The 24760-nt window shown below is 70.3% G+C and carries 25 protein-coding genes and 1 tRNA gene; 20 read left to right on the top strand and 6 right to left on the bottom strand.

What is annotated here, in order from left to right:
• Positions 1 to 123: 123 nt before the first annotated feature.
• The 5 genes from infA (at position 124) to RSP45_RS07180 (ending at position 2360) form a co-directional block, all read left to right on the top strand.
• Complete coding sequence (gene infA / locus RSP45_RS07200; protein WP_022707441.1) at positions 124 to 342, top strand: translation initiation factor IF-1; 219 nt, start codon at positions 124 to 126, stop codon at positions 340 to 342.
• Positions 343 to 349: 7 nt separating this feature from the next.
• Positions 350 to 952 carry a Maf family protein gene (locus tag RSP45_RS07195; protein WP_415393806.1) on the top strand — a complete coding sequence of 201 codons (603 nt, stop codon included), beginning with the start codon at positions 350 to 352 and terminating at the stop codon, positions 950 to 952.
• Positions 949 to 2025, top strand: coding sequence for a ribonuclease E/G (locus RSP45_RS07190; protein WP_415393805.1), 1077 nt, complete (start codon positions 949 to 951; stop codon positions 2023 to 2025). The genes RSP45_RS07195 and RSP45_RS07190 overlap by 4 nt, the downstream gene beginning before the upstream one ends.
• Positions 2022 to 2207, top strand: a complete 186-nt coding sequence (locus tag RSP45_RS07185) for a DNA gyrase inhibitor YacG (RefSeq protein WP_415393804.1) — start codon at positions 2022 to 2024, stop codon at positions 2205 to 2207. Before RSP45_RS07190 ends, RSP45_RS07185 begins: the two co-directional genes overlap by 4 nt.
• Before the next feature lie 77 nt (positions 2208 to 2284).
• Positions 2285 to 2360: transfer RNA gene (locus RSP45_RS07180), tRNA-Phe, on the top strand.
• 211 nt (positions 2361 to 2571) lie between these two features.
• On the opposite strand, the gene RSP45_RS07175 is transcribed toward RSP45_RS07180, so the two are convergent.
• Positions 2572 to 3633 carry a linear amide C-N hydrolase gene (locus tag RSP45_RS07175; protein ID WP_415393803.1) on the bottom strand — a complete coding sequence of 354 codons (1062 nt, stop codon included), beginning with the start codon at positions 3631 to 3633 and terminating at the stop codon, positions 2572 to 2574.
• Between the two features lie 162 nt (positions 3634 to 3795).
• Here RSP45_RS07175 and RSP45_RS07170 point away from each other — a divergent pair, with 162 nt between their 5' ends.
• Positions 3796 to 4572: a hypothetical protein gene (locus RSP45_RS07170; RefSeq protein WP_415393802.1), complete on the top strand. Its 777-nt coding sequence runs from the start codon at positions 3796 to 3798 to the stop codon at positions 4570 to 4572.
• Positions 4573 to 4775: 203 nt separating this feature from the next.
• Here the strand turns inward: RSP45_RS07170 and ubiV are convergent, their stop codons facing one another.
• From ubiV to ubiT, 3 genes are read right to left on the bottom strand one after another with little or no spacing between them, the layout of a single operon-like run.
• Complete coding sequence (gene ubiV / locus RSP45_RS07165) at positions 4776 to 5672, bottom strand: ubiquinone anaerobic biosynthesis protein UbiV (protein WP_415393801.1); 897 nt, start codon at positions 5670 to 5672, stop codon at positions 4776 to 4778.
• 4 nt (positions 5673 to 5676) lie between these two features.
• On the bottom strand, positions 5677 to 6654 hold the full coding sequence (gene ubiU, locus RSP45_RS07160) for a ubiquinone anaerobic biosynthesis protein UbiU (protein WP_415394013.1): 978 nt from the start codon (positions 6652 to 6654) through the stop codon (positions 5677 to 5679).
• On the bottom strand, positions 6654 to 7202 hold the full coding sequence (gene ubiT / locus RSP45_RS07155) for a ubiquinone anaerobic biosynthesis accessory factor UbiT (protein WP_415393800.1): 549 nt from the start codon (positions 7200 to 7202) through the stop codon (positions 6654 to 6656). The genes ubiU and ubiT overlap by 1 nt, the downstream gene beginning before the upstream one ends.
• A gap of 121 nt (positions 7203 to 7323) precedes the next feature.
• Between ubiT and RSP45_RS07150 the strand changes: the two genes are divergently transcribed.
• The 7 genes from RSP45_RS07150 to RSP45_RS07120 all read left to right on the top strand — a co-directional run bounded on the left by RSP45_RS07150 (position 7324) and on the right by RSP45_RS07120 (position 13451).
• Positions 7324 to 8892, top strand: a complete 1569-nt coding sequence (locus RSP45_RS07150) for a UbiD family decarboxylase (RefSeq protein ID WP_415393799.1) — start codon at positions 7324 to 7326, stop codon at positions 8890 to 8892.
• Complete coding sequence (locus RSP45_RS07145) at positions 8889 to 9461, top strand: UbiX family flavin prenyltransferase (protein WP_415393798.1); 573 nt, start codon at positions 8889 to 8891, stop codon at positions 9459 to 9461. Before RSP45_RS07150 ends, RSP45_RS07145 begins: the two co-directional genes overlap by 4 nt.
• 181 nt (positions 9462 to 9642) lie before the next feature.
• Positions 9643 to 10521: an MBL fold metallo-hydrolase gene (locus RSP45_RS07140; protein WP_415393797.1), complete on the top strand. Its 879-nt coding sequence runs from the start codon at positions 9643 to 9645 to the stop codon at positions 10519 to 10521.
• Between the two features lie 28 nt (positions 10522 to 10549).
• Entirely contained in the window at positions 10550 to 10756 is a 207-nt protein-coding gene (locus tag RSP45_RS07135) for a DUF2892 domain-containing protein (protein ID WP_415393796.1), read from the top strand.
• Positions 10753 to 11178, top strand: coding sequence for a YeeE/YedE family protein (locus RSP45_RS07130; RefSeq protein WP_415393795.1), 426 nt, complete (start codon positions 10753 to 10755; stop codon positions 11176 to 11178). The genes RSP45_RS07135 and RSP45_RS07130 overlap by 4 nt, the downstream gene beginning before the upstream one ends.
• Position 11179: 1 nt before the next feature.
• Positions 11180 to 11623: a DUF6691 family protein gene (locus RSP45_RS07125; RefSeq protein WP_415393794.1), complete on the top strand. Its 444-nt coding sequence runs from the start codon at positions 11180 to 11182 to the stop codon at positions 11621 to 11623.
• 91 nt (positions 11624 to 11714) lie between these two features.
• On the top strand, positions 11715 to 13451 hold the full coding sequence (locus RSP45_RS07120) for a SulP family inorganic anion transporter (protein ID WP_415394012.1): 1737 nt from the start codon (positions 11715 to 11717) through the stop codon (positions 13449 to 13451).
• Here RSP45_RS07120 and RSP45_RS07115 read toward each other — a convergent pair.
• The gene (locus tag RSP45_RS07115) at positions 13424 to 13762 is read right to left on the bottom strand and encodes an ArsR/SmtB family transcription factor (protein WP_415393793.1); all 339 of its coding nucleotides are present in this window, start codon (positions 13760 to 13762) and stop codon (positions 13424 to 13426) included. The genes RSP45_RS07120 and RSP45_RS07115 overlap by 28 nt on opposite strands.
• Positions 13763 to 13858: 96 nt before the next feature.
• Positions 13859 to 15691, bottom strand: coding sequence for a PHA/PHB synthase family protein (locus tag RSP45_RS07110; RefSeq protein ID WP_415393792.1), 1833 nt, complete (start codon positions 15689 to 15691; stop codon positions 13859 to 13861).
• A gap of 558 nt (positions 15692 to 16249) precedes the next feature.
• Between RSP45_RS07110 and RSP45_RS07105 the strand changes: the two genes are divergently transcribed.
• From RSP45_RS07105 to RSP45_RS07075, 7 genes are all read left to right on the top strand, one after another.
• Positions 16250 to 16441 carry a tautomerase family protein gene (locus tag RSP45_RS07105; protein ID WP_415393791.1) on the top strand — a complete coding sequence of 64 codons (192 nt, stop codon included), beginning with the start codon at positions 16250 to 16252 and terminating at the stop codon, positions 16439 to 16441.
• 130 nt (positions 16442 to 16571) lie between these two features.
• Positions 16572 to 17681 (top strand): helix-turn-helix transcriptional regulator, encoded by a 1110-nt coding sequence (locus RSP45_RS07100; RefSeq protein ID WP_415393790.1) that lies wholly within the window; start codon positions 16572 to 16574, stop codon positions 17679 to 17681.
• 107 nt (positions 17682 to 17788) lie between these two features.
• Positions 17789 to 18442, top strand: coding sequence for a transferrin-binding protein-like solute binding protein (locus tag RSP45_RS07095; protein ID WP_415393789.1), 654 nt, complete (start codon positions 17789 to 17791; stop codon positions 18440 to 18442).
• A 7-nt stretch (positions 18443 to 18449) separates the two neighbouring features.
• A complete protein-coding gene (locus tag RSP45_RS07090) occupies positions 18450 to 19505 on the top strand; it encodes a hypothetical protein (protein ID WP_415393788.1) in 1056 nt (351 codons plus the stop codon).
• Between the two features lie 178 nt (positions 19506 to 19683).
• The gene (locus tag RSP45_RS07085) at positions 19684 to 20673 is read left to right on the top strand and encodes a ligase-associated DNA damage response exonuclease (RefSeq protein ID WP_415394011.1); all 990 of its coding nucleotides are present in this window, start codon (positions 19684 to 19686) and stop codon (positions 20671 to 20673) included.
• Complete coding sequence (locus tag RSP45_RS07080) at positions 20670 to 22223, top strand: cisplatin damage response ATP-dependent DNA ligase (protein WP_415393787.1); 1554 nt, start codon at positions 20670 to 20672, stop codon at positions 22221 to 22223. Before RSP45_RS07085 ends, RSP45_RS07080 begins: the two co-directional genes overlap by 4 nt.
• Positions 22220 to 24616, top strand: a complete 2397-nt coding sequence (locus tag RSP45_RS07075) for a ligase-associated DNA damage response DEXH box helicase (protein ID WP_415393786.1) — start codon at positions 22220 to 22222, stop codon at positions 24614 to 24616. The genes RSP45_RS07080 and RSP45_RS07075 overlap by 4 nt, the downstream gene beginning before the upstream one ends.
• Positions 24617 to 24760 lie beyond the last annotated feature (144 nt).

The following is a 24760-nucleotide window of genomic DNA, read 5'->3' as shown; positions in this document are numbered from 1 at the left end:
TCCCAAGATGCCCGGGCCACCCGCTTGTGTCCGGCCGTGAGCGTGGCGTGCCCCCTTGAAAACCGCGGCATTTGGCGGCATATGGCAGCGGTCCGCGCCGGGCGGACTTTGACAGGAGAGAACATGGCCAAGGAAGAGATGCTCGAGTTCCCAGGCGTTGTTAAGGAGCTGCTGCCCAACGCGACGTTCCGGGTCGAGCTCGAAAACGGCCATGAGATCATCGCGCATATGGCAGGCAAGATGCGCAAGAACCGCATCCGGGTGCTGGCCGGTGACCGCGTGCAGGTCGAGATGAACACCTATGACCTGACGAAGGGGCGGATCAATTACCGCTTCAAGTGAGGGCGCCTTGACTGACGGGCCGCGGCTGGTGCTGGCCTCGGCCAGCCCGCGCCGCCTGGAGCTTCTGGCGCAGATCGGCATCGCCCCCGATGCGATCAGCCCCGCCGATATCGACGAGACCCCCCGCAAGGATGAAACGCCGCGCGCCTATGTGGCGCGGATGGCGGCCGAAAAGGCCGCCTGCGTGGCATTGGTGGAACCGGGCGTGGTGCTGGCCGCCGACACCACGGTGGTCGCGGGCCGCCGCATCCTTGGCAAACCCGAAGACGGGGCCGAGGCCGCGGCATTCCTGCGCCTGCTGTCGGGGCGGCGCCACCGCGTGCTGACCGCCGTCACCGTGCAGTCGGGCGCGCGCGCCCGCCACCGGCTGGTGGAAACCACGCTGCGTTTCCGCCCGCTGTCGGCCGCCGAGATCGACGCCTATGTCGCCAGCGGCGAATGGCGCGGCAAGGCGGGCGGCTATGGGATCCAGGGACGCGCCGCGGCTTTTGCGCCGTGGATGCAGGGCTCGTTCACCGCGGTGGTCGGGCTGCCGCTGGCGGAAACCGCGGTGCTGCTGGAATCGTTCGGGATTCGCGCGCCGCATGGAACAGGGGAAAGCGGCACATGAAGGGACGCCAGATCGTTCTGGGCCGGTATTGGGGCCGCGAGGCTGCGGCGCTGATGGTCGACGGCCGGGTCGAGGACCTGCTGTTCGACCTGTCGGCGCTGACCACGTTGCCGCCGGGCGCGATCTGCCGCGCGGTGGTGGACCGGCTGGTCAAGGGGCAGGGCGGGGTCTTCGTGCGCCTGCCCGAGGGCGAGCGCGGCTTCCTGCGCGGCGCTCACGGCCTGTCCGAGGGGCAGTCGATGATCGTGCAGGTCACCGGCGCGGCCGAGGACGGCAAGGCAATTCCGGTCAGCCAGCGGGTGCTGTTCCGCGGCCAGACGGTGATCGCCACGCCCGGCGCCCCCGGCGTCAATGTGTCGCGCCGCATCCGCGACGAGGACACCCGCGCCCGGCTGGTGGCGCTGGGACAGGCCGCGCTTGAGGACGCGCCCGAGGATCTGGGGCTGGTCATGCGCAGCGCCGCCGCCCTGGCCGAGGATGATGTGATCGCCGACGAGGCAGAGGGGCTGGTGTCGCTGGCCATCGCCGTGATGGGCGACGCGCAGGGCCGCCCCGAACTGCTGGTCGATGCCGAGCTGCCCTGGCGCGCCGCCTGGATCGACTGGGCCGACCCGCCCCCCGACGACGTGGACCAGGGCGAGGGCGCCTTTGACGCCCATGGCGTCGGCGCGGTGATCGACCGGCTGCTCGACCCGGAACTGGACCTGCCCGGCGGCGGTTTCGCGGTGATCGAGTCCACCCGCGCGCTGGTCGCGGTGGACGTCAACACCGGCCGCGACACCTCGCCCGCCGCGGCGCTCAAGGCCAATATCGCGCTGGCCCGCGACCTGCCGCGGCAGCTGCGGCTGCGCGGCTTTGGCGGGCAGGTGGTGATCGACTTCGCCCCCATGCCCAAGCGCGACCGTGGCACGCTGGAACAGGTGCTGCGCGCCGCCTTCAAGGCCGACGGGGCCGAGGCAACGCTGGTCGGCTGGACCGCGATGGGGCTTTACGAGCTGAACCGCAAGCGCGACCGGGTGCCGCTGGCCGCCGTCGCGCTGGCCGAGGCCGCGATGGTGGAGGACGAGCCGTGAGCTGCCCGATCTGCGGCAAGCCGCCGGCCGAGGAGTACCGTCCGTTCTGCTCGCGCCGCTGCGCCGATCTGGACCTGGCGCGCTGGCTGCGCGGCGACTATCGCATCCCCGGCGAACCCGCCGGGGGCACCCACGACACCGCCTTCCCCGAGCCCCGCGACACGGACGAGGACGACAGGTGATTTTGGCTCTGGACAGCCGCGCCCGGCTTGTCTAGGAACGCCCCACCCACGGGTTGCCACACAAGGCGCCCCCTTGGGCCCGGATAGCTCAGTTGGTAGAGCAGCGGATTGAAAATCCGCGTGTCGGTGGTTCGAATCCGCCTCCGGGCACCATTTCTCTGTTGAAGTTGAAATTGCCTTCACCCGGGTAACACGGCAGCGGGCTAGACGTCGTTTTCCGATTCTACGGCGTGGCCTCGGTTCGGCTTGCCGAAGCAGAGCGCCGATCCGCCCGGCAGCCGCCCCGAGCTCTCAGCCGCTAGGCTGGATGATCGCCGGGTCCGCGCGGCTGCGGTGCGGACCCGGGCTTGGTGTTTCCCTGCGCCTACAGGCCAAGGAACTGGAACGGTTCGGCCTCCTTGAACGCGTCATTCGCCATGCCCGCAAAGCTGTTGCTCTGGTTCGGACCCAGGTCCAGCTTCATGACCTTGGCGCCTTGCGAGAAATCCAGCCCGTTCAGGTCGACCCAGAAGACGTTCGGCGCCAGCGCGGATTCAAAGAAATACAGCTTGCGCTTGTGGTCCGCGACCGTGCGCCAGCGGGTCGACGAGATATTGGGCTGGTCCGGGGTGGTGATCCCGTACGGCACCGAGGTGTTGCGGATCACCCCGAAGACGCTGGCGAGCGTTTCGGCCGCGTTGTCGGTCTTGGGGATCGCGTTGACGTAGAACGAGGCGCGGGCAAAGCGGTCCGCGGCGCGGTTCGTGCCCGGAAGCATCACCGTGCCGCCGATCTGCTTCCAGTATTCGTTCAGGGCCAGCTGCTCTTCGAAGGTCGGAGAGTTGGTCATCACCTGGTAATCGCGGCTGTGGTGGATCACCTGCTTGCCGCCGATGTATTCGACGATGGCGCTGTCGCCGGTGGCGTCGGAAATCGACAGATGCAGCGTCGCCAGCCGCTCTTCGCCCGGGACGCTGTCGGTCACCAGGGTAAAGGGCTCGGCCGCAAGCGCGGTCACCGCCTCTTCCACCGTTGCGAAGTTGTCCAGCACGTATTGCGCCCAGAGCGAGATCGACAGGCCCGGGGTGGTGCCGTCGTATTCGGGGTATTCCGACTCGACCAGCCACAGGACGTTGGCGACCAGGCCGGCCTCGTTCATGCCGTCGGTGGTGGCGACGTCATAGCCGGTGGCGACCACGCTGCCGTATTTCGCCGTCCACTCGGCCGAGTTCGGCCCCGCCTCGCCGTTACGGGCGATGCCGCGGGGCAATACCCAGAGGTTGGTGCCCACGTCCAGCTTCCAGTCCATCGAGCGGGCGGTGACGACCTGTCCGTTCTCGCCCAGATAAACCAGCCTTGTGCAGGCGTCGGCGACACTGGCGGCAACAAGACTGCCGCACAACAGCGTCATTGCGAACAGGGCGGGCAGGGGGCGCTGTGACAACATTCGGGGCTCTTTCACAAGTGAATTGTAGGAGGAGTCCATGGGTTCTGCAGGCGATGCTGGCAGGCGGTCTGAGCTTGCAGCCGAACAATCCGATTGAACAAGGTCACTATGCCGGTAGGATGCCGCTGGAGCAAGCGCTTGATTTGACTGCAAGAGGACGTCATGAAAACTGCGAGTCTGTCCATTCTGGCGCTGATCGTCGCGCAGGCCGCCCTTGCCGGGCAAGCCGCTGCCCAAACCGACGGCCCCGACCAGGTGGTTCAGGTTTCGCCCTATCTCTGGGCCACGGGGATCAAGGGGCAGGTGTCGCCGTTCCGGCGCGGCCCGACCATCGGGATCGAGAAAGGCTTTTCGGACGTGATGGAGGAGCTGGAGCTTGGCGGCTTCCTGAATATCTGGGCGCGCAAGGACAGGTTCGTGTTCTCGGGCGACCTGATGTTCGTGAATACGACCGATGTCAGGACGGGTGTCCTGCCCGTGCTGCCGCCGCTGGAGGTGCCGGTCCGCGGCGAGGTGGACAGCAAGCAGCTCATGCTGACCCTGCAGGCGGGCTATCGCCTGTACGATGCGCCCGGGCTGACGCTGGATGGGCTGGGGGGCGTGCGCTACTGGCATATCTCGAACGAGCTGACGGCAAGCGCGGCCGTCGGGACCCTGACCGCCAAGGAAAGTTTTGACTGGTTCGACCCGCTGGTGGGCCTGCGCGGCTTTGCCCGGATCAACAAGGACTGGTCGCTTCAGGCGCAGGCGGATATCGGCGGCTTCGGCGCGGGATCCGACCTGACCTGGTCGGTGCTGGCGACGGCGAATTACATCGTCACCGACAGCGCCTCGATCTCGTTCGGCTATCGGGTGCTGGACGTGGATTACGACCACGACGGCCATGTTTTCGACACGCGGATGCAGGGCCCGGTGATCGGGGCGACCTGGCGGTTCTGATCGGCGCCAAGGGCAGGGCGTCGCCAGCAGCGCGGAGGTTTCGCGTGCGGATGCCTGCTTCGCCGTTCCAGTGGGCGGGGGTCAATCGCCGGGGGCGCGGCCTTCCCACCCGCCGGCTGACCGGCGGGTGGTGTGCGATAGTCCTTTTCGCCGTGCGGTAGCCGTCCCTATGCCTTCTTCGGCATGTCCCGACGCCTTTCGCCTCAGGCGGTCTCGCTGAAATCCGCGCCGCAAGGGCCGGTCAGAAAGCCGTTCGACAGCCGCCCCAGGGGGGCGGAGTGGCGCAGGGTCTCGGTCAGCGCGTCGGGGGTGGTCTGGCCGGCGATCAGCGCGGCGTAGCCGGCGACCACTTGGGGGAAATCGCGGCTTTGCGGGGACAGGCGCAGCGTTGACACCCCGGCCTCGCGCAGCGCCTCGATGTGCCAGGCGGCGGTGGCGGTGGACTGGCTGAGCGTCTGGATTCCGTTCACCGTCAGGAACGGCTCTCCGTCCAGGGTTTCCACGTCGCGGCCGTCGGGATCCTCGCCGCAGACGAACTGGCAGCTGTCCTTGGCGCGGTCGTGCAGTCGCGCGTGATAGCAGCGCCCCGACACCGCCAGCGGCAGGCGGCCGTGGCCCCAGACCTCGACCGCGACGCCGCAGTCGCGGCCCGCCTGCGCCAGCACCGCCACCGATTCCAGCGGCAGCTCGGGCGGCAGACAAATGCGGGTGGCGCCGCGGCGGGCCAGGAACTGCACCGTGCCGGTGTTGTAGACATTGACCAGCGGCCCGGCCCAGAACTCGCGCCCCTCGGGCAGCAGCTGCAGGGCCGAGAGGTCGTTGATCTCGACCGGCAGGCCAAGCTCGATCAGCTCGGCGGTCAGCTTGCGCTCGCGTTTCAGGGTGATCAGCGCCAGCGTGGTCAGGGCGACCTGCTTGCCGGCGGCCTGCAGGGCCTCGATGGCGACGGGGATCTCGTTTTCCCAGAACGGCAGGCGCTTGGAGCAGACCAGTTCGCCCAGCACCACGCGGGCGGCCGAGGCCTGCGCCATGCGGGCGTAGAAGTCGCGCACGGTTTCGGCGGGCCAGAAGAACTGGTTGGGTCCGATCGTCAGGTCCATCGCCTTACCTCCAGGTCTTGGCATAGGCGCCGGTGGTGCCGGCCTGGCCCTCGGCCAGCCGCGCCAGCGCACCCTGCGGCAGGGGCAGGCCCGCCGCCTGCGCCTCGACCGCGGCGCGGAAGCTGCGCACCACCTCGGCCACATAGGCGCGCGACCGCTGGCGGCCCTCGATCTTCAGCGCGGTGACGCCGGCCTTGGCCAGCGCCGGGATCAGCTGGGTGGCGTCCAGGCTGACCGGATCCTCGAACACATGGCCGGTCTGCTCGCCCGAGGTGAAGCAGCCCTTGCACAGCGTCGGATAGGGGGCGGGCTGGCCCTTGGGCGTGCGGTGGATGGTGAAATCGCCCAGCCGTGCGCGCAGCCCGTCGGTTTCTTCCGAATAGACCACGTGGCTGGCGGGCGAGCACACCCCGTTCATGTTGGGCGAGCGCCCGGTAGCATAGGACGACAGCGAGCAGCGCCCCTCGGCCATGACGCAGAGGCCGCCGAACACGAAAACCTCGGTTTCCACGTCGATCTCGCGGTTGATGGCGCGGATCTCGTCCACGGTCAGCACCCGCGGCAGCACCACCCGGCGCACGCCGAAGGTCGCGGCGTAGAAATTGATCGCGTCGGGGTTGGCGGCGGCGGCCTGCACCGACAGGTGCCGGCGCAGGTCGGGGTGATGGGTGGCGGCGTAGTCGAGCAAGCCCAGATCGGCCAGGATCACCGCATCGGCGCCGGCGCTTTCCGCATTGGCCAGCGCCCGGTGCCACAGCACCTCGCCCCCCGCGCGGGGGAAGGTGTTCAGCGCCACCAGCACCTTGGCGCCGCGGGCATGGGCATAGGCGATGCCCTCGGCCAGTTCCTCGGGAGAAAAGTTCAGCCCCGGAAAGTTGCGGGCGTTGGTTTCGTCGTTGAAGCCGCAATAGACCGCATGGGCGCCGGCATCGACCGCGGCGCGCAGCGAGGCGGGAGTGCCCGCGGGGCAGACGAGTTCCATCATGCGAAGCCTCCGTTCCGGTCGTCGCGATGCAGGGGCAGGCCGCTGACCCGCTCGACCCCGGCCAACAGCCGCCGCAGCAGCGCGCCCGCCGGGCCGGACAGGCGGATCAGTTCCTCGGACAGGTCCAGTTCCGCGTCGTCCAGCGCATTGCGCAGCGCCAGCACGGCCTCGGTATCGCCCTCGATGGTCAGGTCGCGCGAAAAGAACAGCGCGTCGCCGTCGAAACGCCCGTGCAGCATCCCGATCAGCGCCGCGACCGGCCCGGCGATGCGGGCGTCGGCCGCAGGCGCGCGGTGTCGGCGGTGGGCGCTGATGCGGGGCCCGGCCTCGGGGTCCAGCCAGAAGGCAAAGGGCAGGTCGGTCGGGTCGATCAGCACCGTGCGCTGGGCATAGGGGCCCAGCCGGCGCAGCAGCCCGGGGTGGCTGTCGGTCACCCGGCGCGTGAATTGCGTCAGCGCCACGCCCAGCACCGGCAGCGGCAGCGGACGCATGGCCAGCGCAATGGCGCGCGGACAGCGCGGCAGCTCGGTTCCATCAAGGGTCATGTCGGTCCTTTCCAGTCCGGTGCAGGCTATAACGTCGCGGGCAGGGGGTGCTTGATCTAAGCCAAGCCGCCAAAGGCGGAACGGTGCTAGCCGAGGGCGAGCCACGACCGGATGCAAAGCTGTGAGAACCCTGCCCCCCTTTGCCGATCTGCGCGCGTTTCTTGACTGGAATCGCCAGCAGGGACAGCTTCTGCCGATTTCCGAGCCGGTATCCGTGCGCCATGAAATGACCGCCGTGCAGCTGGCGGCGCTGCGCGCAGGCGGGCCGGTGCTTCGATTTGACGCAGCCACGCTGGGCGATGGGCGGCCCGCCGGAATGCCGGTTGTCAGCAATTTGTTCGCGACTCCTGCGCGGGTGGCCGCCGGCATGGGGCTGACGCTGGATCAGGTGCCCGACTTCGGCGCTTTCCTGGCCGAATTGCGCAACCCGACCCCGCCCGAGGGGATGCGCGACGGGCTGTCGCGCTGGCCCATGCTCAAGGCGGCGCTGTCCACCCGGGCACGGGTCCTGCGCGCCGGGCCGGTGCAGGCGCGGGTGGACGAGCGCCCCGACCTGACGGCGCTGCCGGTGCAGGTGCCTTGGCCCGAGGATGGCGGGCCGCTGATCACCTGGCCGGTGGTGGTGACGCGGCCCCACGACAGCGCCGCGCAGGATGTGGGGCGTTACAACCTGGGCGTCTATCGCGCGCAGGTGCTGGGGCCGGACCGGCTGATCATGCGCTGGCTGGCCCATCGCGGCGGCGCGGCCCATGCCCGCAGCTGGGAACGCGCAGGCCAGCCGATGCCGGTGGCGATCGTGCTGGGCGCCGATCCGGCGACGCTGCTGGCCGCGGCGCTGCCCTTGCCGGAAACCGTGTCCGAAATGACGTTTTCGGGCGTGCTGCGCGGCGCGCGGACGGAACTTGTGCCCGCGCGCACCGTGCCGCTGCTGGTCCCCGCCCGCGCCGAAATGGTGATCGAGGGCTGGATCCATCCCGGCGAGACCGCGCCCGAGGGGCCGTTCGGCGACCACACCGGCTATTACAACGCCGTAGAGCCGTTCCCGGTGATGCGGGTCTCGGCCGTGACCGGGCGCGAGGATCCGCTGTATCTGTCCACCGTCACCGGCCGTCCGCCGGACGAGCCCTCGGTCATCGGCGAGGTGTTCAACGACCTTGCCCTGCCGGTGATCCGCCAGCAGATCCCGGAAATCCGCGACCTGTGGCTGCCCCCCGCGGCCTGTTCCTATCGCATCGGGGTGATCGCCATCGACAAGCGCTATCCGGGGCAGGCGCGGCGGGTGATGATGGCGGTCTGGGGGATGCTGGCGCAGTTCAGCTATACCAAGCTGCTGATCGTGGTCGATTCCGACATCGACGCGCGTAACTGGGACGACATCGCCTGGGCGCTATCCACCCGCATGGACCCCGGCCGCGACCTGGTGGTGCTGGACCGCACGCCGATGGATTACCTGGACTTCGCCTCGCCGCTGGAGGGGCTGGCGGGCAAGCTGGGGATCGACGCCACCACCAAGATCGGGCCGGAGACCTCGCGCGAATGGGGGCAGGTGATGCGGCTCGACCCCGCGCATGAGGCGGCTGCCGACGGCATCCTCGCCCGGGCCGGAATGGCCGCGCAGGACGTCGCGGGGCAAGGGGGTGCGCCGCGCCGCACCCGCCCGACCTTGCCCCGGCCGGGGATGATCCGGTGACGGTGGTCCTGGGGCTGTCGGGGGCCTCCGGCGCCGCACTGGCGCTGGCCTGCGCGCGGCATCTGCGGGCTGTGGGCGCGGCGGTCGAGCTGGTGGTGTCCCCGATGGGCAAGCGCACCCTGCGCGAGGAAATCGGGCCGGGCGCGCTTGATGAGCTGGCGGCGCTGGTCGATCACGTGCACCCGGCGGGGGATGTGGGGGCTACGCTCGCCTCGGGGTCGTTTCCGACGCGGGGGATGATCGTTGCCCCCTGTTCGATGCGCAGCCTTGCCGCCATCGCCCACGGGCTGGACGACAATCTGCTGATCCGCGCCGCCAGCGTGCATCTGAAGGAACGCCGGCCTCTGGTGCTGCTGGCGCGCGAGGCGCCGCTGACGCTGGCGCATCTTCGCAACATGACGGCGGTGACGGAAATGGGGGCGGTGGTGATGCCGCCGGTCCCGGCCTTCTACCTGCGCCCGCAGAGCGTGGCCGAGATCACCGACCAGATCGCCGCGCGGGCGGTCGACCTGCTGCACCTGTCGCCGCCCCGCGCCGCGGCGTGGAACGGGCAGGCCCCGCCGGGCTGAACGCCGCGGCGGCCTTGGTCCAGGGCAAGCCCGCCCGCATCGCGCGGGGCGGGGCGGATCTGCTGTCGACTGCGCCATTGCCCTTGAAGGATGCAAATATTCGCATTATTGAATGAACGCGGCGCGCGCCCGGCAGCGGCGTCGGACAGACACGGACAGGAACCGCAGGAGCAGACCCCCGATGACCCAAGCCCCTGAAGTGACCGGATTTTACGAAAAACGCACCGGCTCGGTGCAATATGTCGTGGCCGACCCGGCGACCGGAAAATGCGCCATCATCGACCCGGTGCTGGACTATGACGAGAAATCCGGCGCGACCGCGACGATTCAAGCCGACCGCATCCTGAAGTTCATCGCCGACAAGGGCTATGAGGTGCAGTGGATCCTCGACACCCACCCCCATGCCGACCATTTCACCGCCGCCGATTACCTCAAGCGCAAGACGGGCGCGCCGACCGCCATCGGCGACAAGGTGGTCGAGGTGCAGAAGCTGTGGAAGGGCTTCTACAACTGGCCCGACTTCCCGGCCGACGGCTCGCAATGGGACAGGCTGTTCGCCGAGGGCGAAAGCTTCAGCGTCGGCAACATCCCCGCGCGGGTGATGCTGTCGCCCGGCCATACGCTCGCCTCGATCACCTATGTGATCGGCGATGCGGCCTTCGTGCATGACACGCTGTTCATGCCCGACAGCGGCACCGCCCGCGCCGATTTCCCCGGCGGCGATGCGCATGTGCTGTGGCGGTCGATCCAGGACATCCTCGCCCTGCCGGACGAGACCCGCATCTTCACCGGCCACGACTATTGCCAGGGCGGGCGCGCGCCGAAGTGGGAATCCACCGTGGCCGAGCAGAAGGCCAGCAACTGCCATATGTCGAAATATCTGACCGAGGCCGATTTCGTCGCCGCCCGCGAGGCGCGCGACAAGACCCTGCCGATGCCCAAGCTGATCCTGCACGCGCTGCAGATCAACACCAATGCCGGGCGTCTGCCCGAACCCGAATCCAACGGGCGGCGTTATCTGAAAATCCCGCTCGACCTGCTCGAAGCGGCTTGGGACTAGGAAAGCGACCGGGGAAAGGAGACTGGAAATGCAGGCGAATATTGGAAATGCCGAACGGATCGCCCGGCTGATCGTCGGGGTGGTGCTGGTGCTGCTGCCGTTCCTGTTCAGCTTCACCACCGCATGGACCTGGGTATCGGTGATCGTCGGGCTGGTGCTGATCGGCACCGCCGCGATCCGCTTTTGCCCGGTGTGGAAGCTGCTGGGCATCTGCACCATCGAGGGGCGGAAATGACCGACTTCACCCCGCTGCTGTCCTTGCTGGGTGGTGCGCTGATCGGCGTTGCGGCGGTGGCGCTGATGGCGCTGCACGGCCGCATCGCCGGCATGACCGGGATCCTCGGCGGGCTGCTGCCGGTGGCCGGGGACTGGGGCTGGCGCGCGGCGTTCCTGCTGGGCGCCATCGCCGCGCCGGCGCTGATGATCCGGGCGGGCGGCGTCGCGATCCCGTTCGAATCGCCCGTGCCGATGGTGTGGACGGTGGTCAGCGGGCTGCTGGTCGGGGTCGGAGTCGTCTATGGCGCCGGCTGCACCTCGGGGCACGGGATCTGCGGCAATGCCCGGCTGTCGCCGCACTCGCTGGTGGCCACCGTGACCTTCATGCTGGCGTCCTTCGCGACGGTGTTCGTCATCCGCCACCTGATCGGAGGGTTCTGAATTGGTGGTGATCTCGGCTCTGCTGATCGGGCTGGTGTTCGGCGCCGGCATCGCGCTGTCGGGTATGGCGAACCCGGCCAAGGTGCTGAACTTTTTCGACCTTGCCGGGAACTGGGACCCGTCGCTGATCTTCGTGATGGGCGGCGCGCTGGCGGTGACCTTTGTCGGCTACCGGCTGGTGCTGAAACGGCCCGGCCCGCTGCTGGGCGGGCGCTTCCACCTGCCCGCAAGGCGCGACATCGACCCAGGGCTGGTGCTGGGCTCGGCCGTCTTCGGTATCGGGTGGGGCATCTCGGGGTTCTGCCCGGGCGGTGTCATCCCCGCGCTGGGGCTGATGCGGTTCGAGCCGGTGGTGTTCGTCGCCGCCATGGTCACGGGCATCCTGCTGGCCCGCATCCTCAAGCGGCAGGACCTGTCCGCCGCCCCCGGCCGCCAGGGCGTCTGAGCGGCCCCTGCCGGCCATCTGCCCCCGCGCCGCCTAGGGCCCCGCGCGGGGTTTTCCAAGGAGCGGACCCGTGAAACGACTCGAGCGCTGGATGCCCATCCTCGGCTGGGGGCGGGGTTACGATGCCGGCACCCTGTCGGCCGATCTGCTGGCGGCGGTCATCGTCACGATCATGCTGATCCCGCAAAGCCTGGCCTATGCGATGCTGGCGGGGCTGCCGCCCGAGACGGGGCTTTACGCGTCGGTGCTACCGCTGGTGGCGTTCGCGCTGTTCGGGTCGTCGAGGACGCTGGCGGTCGGGCCGGTGGCGGTAGTGTCGCTGATGACCGCCTCGGCCGTAGCGCCGGTGGTGGCCGCAGGGATCGCCGATGCGGTGACCGCAGCGGTGACGCTGGCGGCGCTGTCGGGGGCGATGCTGGTGGCGATGGGGTTGCTGCGGCTGGGGTTTCTGGCCAATTTCCTCAGCCATCCGGTGATTTCGGGGTTCATCACCGCCTCGGGGCTGCTGATCGCGGCTGGGCAGCTGCGCCATATCCTGGGCGTGCCGGGCGGCGGCGCGACCCTGCCCGCGATCCTTGCCGGGCTGGCGCGGCAGCTGGGGCAGGTGAACCCGTGGACGCTGGCGGTGGGGGCGGGGGCGCTGGGGTTCCTGTATCTGGCGCGCCGCAGCGCCAAGCGCTGGCTGATTGCCGCCGGGCTGGGGGCGCGGCCGGCCGACATGATCGCGCGCGCCGCCCCGATCCTGGCCATTGCCGCCACCATCCTGATCGCCCGGGCGCTGGACCTTGGCGCCCGCGGCGTTGCGCTGGTGGGCGAGATCCCCAGCGGCCTCCCGGTGCCGCGGCTGCCGGATCTGTCGCCCGAGCTGGTCGTGGTGCTGGCGCCGGCGGCGTTCCTGATCTCGATCGTCGGTTTCGTCGAATCGGTGTCGGTGGCGCAGACGCTGGCCGCGCGGCGGCGCGAACGGATCGTCCCGGATCAGGAACTGATCGGGCTGGGCGCCGCCAATCTCGCCGCTGCGGTGTCGTCGGGCTATCCGGTGACCGGGGGCTTCGCGCGCTCGGTGGTGAACTTCGACGCGGGCGCGCGGACACAGGCGGCGGGGATGTTCACCGCGCTGGGCATCGCGCTGGCGGCGCTGTTCCTGACGCCGCTGCTGTCGCATCTGCCGCAGGCGACGCTGGCCGCCACCATCATCCTGGCCGTGCTGTCGCTGGTCGATTTCCCCGCCATCGCGCGGACCTGGCGCTATTCGCGCCCTGATTTCGCGGCGATGCTGGGCACGATCCTGGTGACGCTGGCGGTCGGGGTCGAGCAGGGGGTGACTACCGGCGTGGCGCTGTCGCTGGGGCTGCATCTGTGGCGCAGCAGCCGTCCTCATTCCGCCATTGTTGGGCAGGTGCCGGGGACCGAGCATTACCGCAACATCGACCGGCACGAGGTCATCACCCACCCGGAAATCCTGTCCCTGCGCGTCGATGAAAGCCTGTATTTCGCCAATGCCCGCTTCCTCGAGGACCGCATCGCCGAGCTGGTGGCCGAGCGTCCGGGCCTGCGCCATGTGGTGCTGATGTGCCCCGCCATCAACGACATCGACGCCAGCGCCCTGGAAAGCCTGCAGGAGATCAACCGCCGCCTGGCCGACGCCGGCATCCGCTTTCACCTGTCCGAGGTGAAGGGGCCGGTGATGGACCGCCTGCAGCGCAGCGATTTCCTGGACCACCTGACCGGGCGGGTGTTCCTGTCCCAGCACGCGGCGGATTGCGCGCTGCGCGCCGCGGTGGAGCCATGCGCCGGGGATCAGCCTGCGGCGCAGAAATTGCCGTAAAGCACGTCCATCATCTGCCGGGCGGCGTCGCTTTCGATCCGGTACCAGATTGTCTGCCCGTCGCGGCGCCCCGCCACGATGCGTTCGCGCCGCAGCAGCGACAGGTGCTGCGACACCGTCGAATCGCGCACCTGCAGGAACTCGGCCAGCTGCCCCACCGATTTTTCCCCCTGCACCAGCTGGCACAGGATCAGCAGCCGATGGCGGTTGCCCAATGACTTGAGAAACTCGCTCGCCTCGTCGGCGGCGGCGCGCATGGCCTCGGGGTCGATGGCGACCGGGGCCGCGTGGTCAGAAGCGTGGCTGTCCATGCCTCCAACCTACAGGGTTTCGAATATACGGTCCAGATGGAACAGGATCGCCCGGCAAGGCTTTGCCGCCCCGGCGATGCGGGGCGGCGGGGCGGCCTAGCGCTGGAACACGTATTCCCCCGGCGCGTCGCCCAGAACCGGATAGCCGCGGTCCGGCGCCCCCATCGGCGGCGGCGCCACGGGGGCGCCGGAATGCTGCGCCAGCCAGCCGGTCAGCGCCGGCCACCACGACCCCAGATGCGGCGCGGCCGCCTCGGTCCAGCTGTCGGGGTCGAGGCAAAGCCCGTTTTCCTCGCGCAGCGCGATGCGGTAGCGGCGGCGCGGGCGGCCCGGCTCGCTGACGATGCCGGCATTGTGGCCGCCGCTGGTCAGCACGAAGGTCACCGCGCTGCTGCTGAGGTAGTGGATCTTGTAGACCGACCGCCACGGCGCCACGTGGTCGCGTTCGGTGCCGACCACGAACATCGGCACCCGGATGTTCTGGATCGCCGCCGGCCGGCCTTCGACCATGAAGCGCCCGGCCGCCAGCTCGTTGTCCAGATACAGCCGCTGCAGATATTCCGAATGCATCCGCCACGGCATCCGGGTGGAATCGGCGTTCCACGCCATCAGGTCGATCATCGGCCGCCGCTCGCCCATCAGATAGTCGTGGACCATCCGCGACCAGATCAGGTCGTTGCTGCGCAAAAGCTGGAACGCCCCCGCCATCTGGTCCGAGGACAGGTAGCCCCGGCTCCACATCATGCTTTCAAGGACGTGCAGCTGGCTGGGGTCGATGAACAGCGCCAGTTCCCCCGGTTCGCTGAAATCGGTCTGCGCGGCCAGCAGCGTCATGCTGGCCAGCCGCCGGTCGCCGCGGTGCGCCATTTCGGCGGCGGCGATGGTCAGCAGCGTGCCGCCCAGGCAATAGCCGATCGCATGGGTGCGCCGTTCGGGCAGGATCGCCCCGATCGCGTCCAGCGCATCCATCACCCCCAGCCGGCGATAGTCGTCCAGGCTCAGCTCGCGGTCCTCGGCGGTCGGGTTGCGCCACGAGATGCAGAACACCGTATGCCCCTGCGCCACCAGATAGCGGATCAGCGAGTTCTGCGGCGACAGGTCGAGGATGTAGTATTTCATGATCCAGGCCGGCACGATCAGCACCGGCTCGGGGTGGACGGTCTCGGTCGTGGGCGTATACTGGATCAGCTCGATCAGGTGGTTGCGCCAGACCACCTTGCCCGGCGTCACCGCGACATCGCGGCCGACCACGAAATCCTCGGCCCCTGCGGGCGGCTGGCCTGCCGCCTGCCGCGCCATGTCCTGCCACCAGTTCAGCGTCCCCTGCATCAGGTTCATCCCCCCGGTCTGCACGGTGCGGGCGATCACCTCGGGGTTGGTGAGCGGCGAGTTCGAGGGTGAGAACACGTCCAGCACCTGCCGCGCCATGAAGGACACCAGCCGCTGGTGATGGGGGTGGACGCCGGGCACCTCGTTGGTGGCGTTGTGCCACCATTGCTGCTGCAACAGGAACGCCTGCGCCCAGATGCTGAAGGGCGGCTTGCGCCAGCGGTCGTCGGCAAAGCGGTAATCGCCGGACAGCGGCTCGATACAGGCGGGGGCGTCGCTTTGCGCCGCCACCTCGGCCAGGTGGCACAGCAGCCGCGCCGCCTTGCGGTTGGCCTTGTCGGCCAACTCCATCCGCTTGCCGGGGGCGGCGGCCAGATGCATGGCCCAGTCGTGCATGGCCAGGCTGGCGGCCGCAGGCGACAGCCCGCCCGTCAGCTGCGCCGACCAGGCCGCGCGCATCCGGTCGAAGATGCGATAGCCCTCGCGCCCCAGGGTTTCCTCGCGCGCGACCGGAGGCAGCTGGGGGCGTGCCGCAGCGGGTGGTTCCGGCGAGGGCAGGGGAGCGGTGAGGGCCGGCCCGGCGGTAGCCGGTGCAGCCACGGAAGGCGGGGGTGCGGAAGCGGCGGGTGCAGCCACGGCGAGAGGGGGCGCAGCGGTGGCAGCCCTTTGTGCAGCAGATGCCGGTGCGGACGCGATATCCGGCGGTGCGGCGGATGCAGCTTTCGCGGATGCGGAAGCGGTGGAGCCGGGGGCGAGAGAGGGCGCAACCCCGGGGGCACTCGGTGCAGCGGGCGCCGGAGCGGGCGCGATATCCGGCGGTGCTGCGGATGCTGCTTCTGCGGCTGCTGCGGCGTCCGCCGGCGCGGCGTCGGGGTGCGCCGTGGCGTCTTTGCGCGCTGCGGGGCGGGGCGTGCTGCGGCGGGGTCGGCGGGGGCTGCGCTGGCCGGGCGGGGTCGGCGGGGTCATCATCCTCTCTCCTGCGGTGCGGGATGGTCGGGGGCATTCTACGCCGCAATCCGGGCGCGGATCAAAGCGGCAGATCGTACCGCCCCCGCGTCACCATCCCGCCGCGCGGGCACTGGACGGCGCGCCCCCGAATCGGGATAGCTGGTCCCGCGGCCCCCGGCCCGCTACCCCGTTTTGCAAAAGGAGCCCCCCATGCCGCTGGTCCGCATCGAGCTGTTCCCCGGCCGCAGCCACGCCCAGAAGATGGAGATCGCCGAGGCCATCACCCGCGTGCTCGAGGAAAAGGCGGGGATCTCTCCCACCGCGACGACGGTGATGTTCTCCGAGGTGGCGCCCAGCGACTGGGTGGTCGCGGGCAAGCCGCTGGGTGTATCGAAGGACTGACCCGCTCTCGGGCGGGGAATGGCACACAGGGCTTGACAGGAATCGGTACCCCGCCTTTCCTCAAGCCATGGACCTGACTGCATTCCCCTGAACGCTTCCGGCCCGCCCGGAGGAGAGCGGAGCCCGTCCCATGAGCCGCCGGATCGCTGCCCCCGCCGAAGATGTGGATGCGCTGGTCGACGGATTCCGGGCCGCCGCGCTGTCGGCGCTGCTGGGCGAGACCGGCTGGGCCGACTGCCTGTCGCTGCTGGCGCAGGGCCTGCCCGGCGGCAATGTCTCGATGTTCGTGCAGACGGATCGCAACCAGCCGCTGCCCTGCTATTTCGTCACCGAGGGCTTTGACGAGATCATGCAGCTTTACCTGCGCGACTTCAGCGCCATCAACCCGCTGTGGCCCGGCGACCCCTACGCCGAGGAAGGCCGCGCCACCGCCGATATCGAGACGCTGCCCCGCGACCAGCTTGAGCGGACCCCGTATTATCAGGAGTTCGCGCGCCATTATCCGCTGCGGGCCACCGCCGGCATGGTGATCGCACCCCGCCCCGAGGAATCGGCCGCGATCACCCTGAACATGGCCAGCACCGACGCCGGCGACGTGCTGCGCGCCCGCGAGCGGCTGGCCCGGGCGTGGCCGGTGCTGCGGCAGGTGGTGCGCCATTATCGGCTGCTGGGCGAGCGTGCCTGGACCGCGCTGGGGCTGGCCGCGCAGCTCGAGGCGGCGGGGTGCGAGCTGCTGGTGGTCGGGCAGGGGCGCGCGCTGCGCTTTCGCGCCGGCCCCGACCACGGCGCGGCGCTGCACCGCTGCGACCCGGTGTCGGGGGCGCTGCGGCTGGCCGATCCCCGCGCGGATGCCGCGCTGGGCGAGCTGCTGCGCAGCGACCATGCCGGCCGCGACACGGTGCAGCTTGAGGATGCGCGTGCGCAGCTGACGCTGGTGCGCCACCAAGGCGATGCCGAGACGCGGCTGTTCTGCGGTCCGACCGTTTCGGTGCTGATCGACCCGCGCCGGGGGCTGTCGGGGCGGCAGCGCATGAACATGATGGTGCGCCGCTTCGGCCTGACCCATGCCGAGCGCCGCGCGCTCGAAGGCATCGTCGCCGGGCACGGCATCGACGAGATGGCGCGGCTGCACGGGCTGTCCCCCGAAACCATCCGCAGCCAGGTGAAAAGCCTGCTGGCGCGGACCGAGACGGGATCGCAGCTGGAGTTGCTGCGGCTTTACGACCGCTCGACGCGCTGAAACCCGCCGATTTTCACCCGCGCGGGTGAAGACAGAATGTCGCGCCGTGGACTGTAATCGGACCCGGGCCGTTGCCCGTAGCGATTACGATCCATGGAGAGAATATCATGTTGTTAACCAGAGCCGACGGCCCCGCCCTTACCGTCGTCGCCGCCATCCTGCTGTCGGGCTGCATGGGCAGCAGCGGCGGGTCCAGCAGCAGCCCGCCACCCGGCGGCGGTGGTGGCGGCGGTGGAGGGCTGCCCGGAGAGACATTTGCCACGCATGACCCGGCCGCGGTTGCGATGGAGTCTCGCATCGGTGCGATGTCCGAAACCCAGGCCCGGCCTACCTCCGGCCATGCGGATTACGACGGCTATGCCTTCATCGAGATGAACATGACCGGCCAGGACGTCCGGCCGGGCGACCCGGGATACGAGGCCGTGTTGGGCCAGATGGCCCTGACCGCCGATTTCGCCGGCGGGGGTGTGACGGGCCGCATCCACAATGTCGGCGTGGAGGAGGGGCCCACGCTGGGCGGCCAATTGGACATCACCGGGGGCCGGCTGACCGGCAACGGGTTGACCGGCAAGGTCTCGGGGACGCTGACCGGCAGCGACATGGGCGACGTGACCGCCGATCTCGACATGGACGGGAGGTTCCGGGGCAATGATGCCGATGCCGTGGTGGGCAGCTTCACCGGCGACGTGATGTTCGGGAACGGCCAGAACCGCGTCGTCGGCGGCGACAGCGGCTTCGTCGCCGAGCAGATCGCCCCCTGACCCCGGAATGCGCCGCATTCGCGCCATCGGCTGGCGGGGGATCGCCCTCGCCGGCCTGCTGCTGCTGCCGGGCCTGCCGGCCGCGGCCGAGCCGCCCGACCGGGTGCAGGCGGCGCTGCTGTCGGGCTCGTCCCGGCTGGCGGGTTTCGCGCTGATGCGCGACCGCCCGGCGGGCGGAGCGCCGCTGCTCGCCCGGCTCATGCACGCCGAGGGGATGCTGAGCGACGGGCGCGACGGGCCGGTGCTGCTGTGGCGCGGCGGCTCGGTGCGGCCGGTGCTGCGCTGGGACGACAACATCAACGGCGGGATTCCGGGCGACACGATCTCGGTCGGCGGACTCGACCTGACGGTCGCCGCGGCCAGCCGCGCCCGCAGCGGGCTGGTCCTGGGCGCCGCCGCCTCGGCCGGGGCGCGGTACCGCCTGGCCCCCGGGCGGGTGCTGCGGCTGTCGGCGCAGGCGATGGCGGTGCATTCCCCGCGCCACGACCTTTCGCGCGGCGAGGCGGCGGCCGAGGCCTGCATCGCGCAGGCGCTGCCGGGCTGGCGCTTTCTGGACGCCTGCGCCGGGCATTCGCTGGCCCGCAGCGATCTTTCCGATGCAAACCTGTCTTGGGCGGCGCTGCGCGGCACCGGGCATTTCGAGGGGGCGGGCGGGCTGCACGCGCTGTCGCTGGGCCTGCGCCAGACCTGGCGCGGCGACTATGCCCAGGGGTTTCTGGACCTGTCGCTGGACAGCGCCCTGCCGCGGATCGGTGCGCTGGGGCTGCAGCTGTCGGTCGGCGAATCCGTCGCCGGGCACAACGCCATCCGCTATCGCGCCGGGGCGTCCCTGACCCGGCGGCTTGCCGGGCGGCGTGTGTCGCTGGGCCTCGACTGGCAGCGGGAAGAGGGCTCGGCCGTCTTCGGGTCCCCGCGCCGGGATGCGCTGCACACGCTGGGGGTCGAGGTCGAGCTGTCGCCCCGGCTGACGCTGCGGCTGGCCGGTCAGCGCCGGTCCTCGACGATCTCCATGTACGACGAGAACCGGCTGATCATGGACGTCGGCTGGCGCCCGCGACGATAGGCGGCGATGATCGCGTGCGCCGCCCCCGGGAACTGCCGCCCCATCGGCCCGTTTCCGTCAGGTGACCGCAATGGAGGATCGCGATGACCGATGCCGGCGCCCCGGGCCCCGTCATGCAGGGCAGGCTGCCCGCCGACCGCCCCGCCGGGGGCGATGGGACGCGTTCTCGGCCGTGAGCATCCGCCCCGAGGATATCCTCTGCCCGACCGAGGCCGGGCTTTACTGCCCGCCGGGCGGGTTTCATATCGACCCGCTGCGCCCGGTTTCCCATGCGCTGATCACTCACGGCCATTCCGACCATGCCCGCCCCGGCCATGGGGCGGTGCTGGCGACGCGGCAGACGCTGGATATCATGGCGATCCGCTATGGCGAGGATTTCGCCGCCAGCCGGCAGGCGGCGGATGGCCCGCTGCGTATCGGCAATGTCACCGTCAGCTTTCACCCGGCCGGGCATGTGCTGGGCTCGGCGCAGATCCTCATCACCCCCGACACGGGCCCGCGCATCCTTGTCTCCGGCGATTATTGCCGCACCCCCAACCCCGTCTGCCTGCCGTGGGAGCCGGTCCCCTGCGACATCTTCATCACCGAGGCGACCTTTGGCCTGCCGATCTTCCGCCATCCCGACCCGCTGGCCGAGGCCGGGCGGCTGCTGGCCAGCATGGCCGAGTTTCCCGACCGCCCGCATCTGGTCGGCGTCTATGCGCTGGGCAAGGCGCAGCGGATGATCGCGCTGGCCCGCTTGGCCGGCCATGACGCCCCCATCGCCATCCACGGCGCCCTGCAGCGGCTGTGCGATTACCATGTCGCACAGGGGATCGACCTCGGCCCGCTGGTCCCGGCGAGCGAGCCGGGCGAGGCGCGGCTGGTCCTCGCCCCGCCCTCGGCCTTTGCCACCCCCTGGGTGCAGCGGTTCCGCGACCCGGTGCTGGCCTATGCCTCGGGGTGGATGACGGTGCGCGCCCGCGCCCGCCAGCGCGGGATCGAGCTGCCGCTGGTCATCAGCGATCACGTCGACTGGCCGCAGCTGACCGCCACCATCCGCGAACTCGCCCCGCAGGAGGTCTGGATCACCCACGGCGCCGAGGACGGGCTGCTGCGCTGGTGCGAGCTGAACGCCATCCCCGCCCGGCCGCTGCGGCTGGTCGGCTACGAGGACGAGCCGGAATGAAAGCCTTTGCCCGCCTGCTGGAACGGCTGGCCTTCACGCCCGGAAGGAATGCCAAGCTGACCCTGATGTCGCATTACTTTCGCGACACGCCCGACCCGGACCGGGGCTGGGCGCTGGCGGCGTTGACGGGCACGCTGCAATTGCGGCAGGCCTCGCCCAGCCTGCTGCGACGGCTGGCGGGTGAGCGGGTGGACGAGCAGCTGTTCGCGCTGTCCTATGATTTCGTCGGCGATCTGGCTGAAACCATCGCGCTGATCTGGCCCGAGCCTGCCGGTGAGGGCGCCGAGATCCCGCTGGCGCAGGCGGTGACCACGCTACGCGAAACCGGCAAGCTGGCGCTGCCCGCTGCCATCGCCGCCATGCTCGACCGCCTCTCCGCGCCCGAGCGGCTGGCGCTGCTGAAACTGGCCACCGGCAATCTGCGGGTGGGGGTCTCGGCGCGGCTGGCGCATGTGGCGCTGGCGCAGGCGGGGCCGCGCAGCGCCGACGAGATCGCCGAGGTCCTGCACGGCCTGACCCCGCCCTATCTGGCGCTGTTCGCTTGGCTTGCCGGCGGGCCGCGCCCCGAGCTCGCCTCGGCGGCGCCGTTCCGGCCGGTGATGCTGTCCACCCCGGTCACGCCCGAGGATCTGGCGGCGCTGGACCCGGCCGAGCATGTGGCGGAATGGAAATGGGACGGCATCCGCGTGCAGGCGGTGTCCGAAGGCGGGCTGCGGCGGCTTTATTCCCGCACCGGCGAGGAGATCGGCGGCGCCTTTCCCGACCTGCTCGAGGCGATGGAGTTCCAGGGCGCGGTGGACGGCGAGCTGCTGATCCGCCGCGGCGAGGATGTGGCGCCCTTTGCTGATCTGCAGAAGCGCCTGAACCGCAAGACCGTCAGCCGCGCCATGCTGCACAGCCACCCGGCGGTGCTGCGGCTTTACGACATCCTCAGCTGGGAGGGCGAGGACCTGCGTCCGCTGCCGCTGGCGGAACGCCGCGCCGCGCTGGAAGCCGCGCAGTTCCCCAGCCCGCGCATCGACCTGTCGCCGCTGCTGCCATTTGCGAGTTGGGACGACCTTGCCGCGCTGCGCGCCGCGCCGCATGCGCCGGTGATCGAGGGGGTGATGATCAAGCGCCTCGACGCGCCCTATCTGGCCGGGCGCCCGCGCGGCCCGTGGTTCAAGTGGAAGCGCGACCCGATGGTGGTGGACGCCGTGCTGATCTATGCGCAAAGCGGGCATGGCAAGCGCTCGGGCTTCTACAGCGACTTCACCTTCGGCCTGTGGGATGGGGGCGAGCTGGTGCCGGTGGGCAAGGCGTATTTCGGGTTCACTGATGAGGAACTGCGCGAACTCGACCGCTTCGTGCGCCGCCATACCGTGCAGCGTTTCGGCCCCGTGCGGCAGCTGGAGCCGCGCCTGGTGGTCGAGGTGGCGTTCGAGGGGCTGAATGTCTCGACCCGCCACCGCTCGGGCCTTGCCATGCGGTTCCCGCGCATCTCGCGCATCCGCTGGGACAAGCCCGCCGCCGAGGCCGACCGGCTGGACACGCTGCGGGCGATGCTGTGAGCAGCCTGCCGCCGCTTTTCGCCGACTGGTTCGCCCGCAACGGCTGGCAGCCGCATCCGCACCAGCTGGCGCTGCTGGCGGCGCGGGGGGATGTGCTGCTGATCGCGCCGACCGGCGGCGGCAAGACGCTGGCAGGGTTCCTGCCCTCGCTGGTCGACCTCTACCTGACCGGCGCGCAGGGGCTGCACACGCTCTATGTCTCGCCGCTGAAGGCGCTGACCGCGGATGTGGCGCGCAACCTCGCGCGCCCGATTGCGGGCATGGGGCTGGCGATCAGCGTGGGCGACCGCACCGGCGACACCCCCGAAAGCCAGCGCCGCCGCCAGCGGGCCGAGCCGCCGCAGATCCTGCTGACCACGCCGGAATCGCTGGCGCTGATGCTGTCCTGGCCCGAGGCGCCGCGGCTGTTTGCCGGGCTGCGCCGGGTGGTGCTGGACGAATTGCACGCGCTGGCGGAATCCAAGCGCGGCGACCAGCTGATGCTGGGGCTGGCGCGGCTGCGCAGCCTGGCGCCGGGGCTGTCCGTGACCGGCCTGTCGGCCACGGTCGAGGACCCGCAGGCGCTGGCCCGTTTCATGGGCGGCGCGCGGGTGATCGAGGCTGATCCCGGCCCCGTCCCCGACATCGCGATGCTGCCGACACGCCGGCCGCCGCCCTGGGCCGGGGGCGGCGGGCGCTATGCGGTGCGCGACGTGCTGGAGGCGGTGGCGCAGGCGCGCACCACCATCATCTTTCTGAATACACGCGCGCAGGCAGAGCTGTTCCTGCAGGCGATCTGGGCCGCCAATGACGACAACCTGCCCATCGGCCTGCACCACGGCGCGCTGGCGCGCGAGGCACGGCAGCGGGTGGAGGCCGCCATGGCCAGCGGGCAGTTGCGGGCGGTGGTGGCGACGGCGAGCCTCGATCTCGGCATCGACTGGGGCGATGTGGATCTGGTGATCCAGGTCGGGGCACCGCGCAACATCAAGCGGCTGGTGCAGCGCATCGGGCGCGCGAACCACCGCTACAACGCGCCGTCCCGCGCCCGCATCGTCGCCGCCAACCGCTTCGAGGTGATCGAATGCGTGGCCGCGCTGGAGGCGGTGCGCGAGGGCGATCTGGACGGCGAGCCGCGCGGGCCCGGTCCGCTGGACGTGCTGATCCAGCATATCCTGCTGACCGCCTGCGCCGGCCCCTTCGACGCCGGGGCGCTTTATGCCGAGGTGCGGAGCGCCGGCCCCTATGCCGGGCTCTCCCGCGCCGATTTCGACGCGTCCTTGGATTTCGCGGCCACCGGCGGCTATGCGCTGCGCGCCTATGACCGCTGGCAGCGGCTGCTGCTGCGGGACGGGCTGTGGCAGCTGCGCGACCCCCGCGCCGCCCGCGCGCTGCGCATGAACATCGGCACCATCGTCGAGGCCGAAAAGCTCAAGGTCCGCCGCAGCGGCCGCGGCGGCGCTATACTGGGCGAGGTCGAGGAAAGCTTTGCCGCCACGCTGGCCCCCGGCGACACCTTCCTGCTGGGCGGGCAGGTGCTGCGCTATGACCGGCTGCGCGAACTGGTGGTCGAAGTCACCCCCCAGCCGCGGCGGGAACCGCGCATCGTGGTCTATTCCGGGCTGAAATTCGCCACCTCGACCGAACTCTCGGCGCGGATGCTGGCGATCATCGCCGACCCCGACCGCCACCGCGAGCTGCCCCCCGACATCCGCGCCTGGCTGGAGCTGCAGGCCGAGGTCAGCGGCATCCCCCGTCCCGGCACGCTGCTGTGCGAGAGCTTTCCGCGCGCCGACCGCTGGCATCTGGTGATCTACGGCTTTGCCGGGCGCAACGCGCATCAGACGCTGGGGCTGCTGGTCACCAGGCAGATGGAGGATGCCGGGCTGGCGCCGCTGGGGTTCCTCGCCATGGACCACGCGCTGCTGATCACCTCGCTGCTGCCGGTCGAGGATGTGGCGCCGCTGCTGCGCCGCCCGACGCTGGAACAGGGGCTCGAGGACTGGCTGGCCGACAGCTCGGTGATGAAACGCAGCTTCCGGGCGGTGGCGACCATCGCCGGGCTGATCCAGCGCAACCTGCCCGGCACCCGCCAGACCGGGCGGCAGGCGACGTTTTCCAGCGACATCATCTATGCCACGCTGCGCCGCCACGACCCCGACCATATCCTGCTGCGCGCCACGCGGGACGAGGCGCGGCGCGGCTTTGTCGATTTTGACCGCATCGGTGACATGCTGTCGCGCAATGCCCATATCGAGCTGCGCCGGCTGGATCGGGTCTCGCCGCTGGCTGCGCCCTTGCTGCTGGAAATGGGGCGGGTCCGGCTGGGCGGCACCGGGCACGAGCGGCTGGCGGAAAAGATGGCGCAGGAGCTGATGGAAAGCGCCGGGCTGGACCGGCTGGAACCAGGCTGACGATCCGTGCGGGAATGCGGGTGGCAGGTGTCGCGGGCTGGCGTTATTCCCGTCCCGCCAAATAGGGATCATCGTGTCGCCGTCGGCTCGCGAGGAAAGGAAAAGGCAGAACGGATGACGGGCAGGAAACCGGACCGGCGGGCG

This window comes from Paracoccus sp. SJTW-4, assembly GCF_047716885.1.
Classification (GTDB): Bacteria; Pseudomonadota; Alphaproteobacteria; order Rhodobacterales; family Rhodobacteraceae; genus Paracoccus; species Paracoccus solventivorans.
The sequence above is the reverse complement of the archived record's forward strand: the minus strand, read 5'-3'. Positions and strand labels throughout refer to the sequence as shown.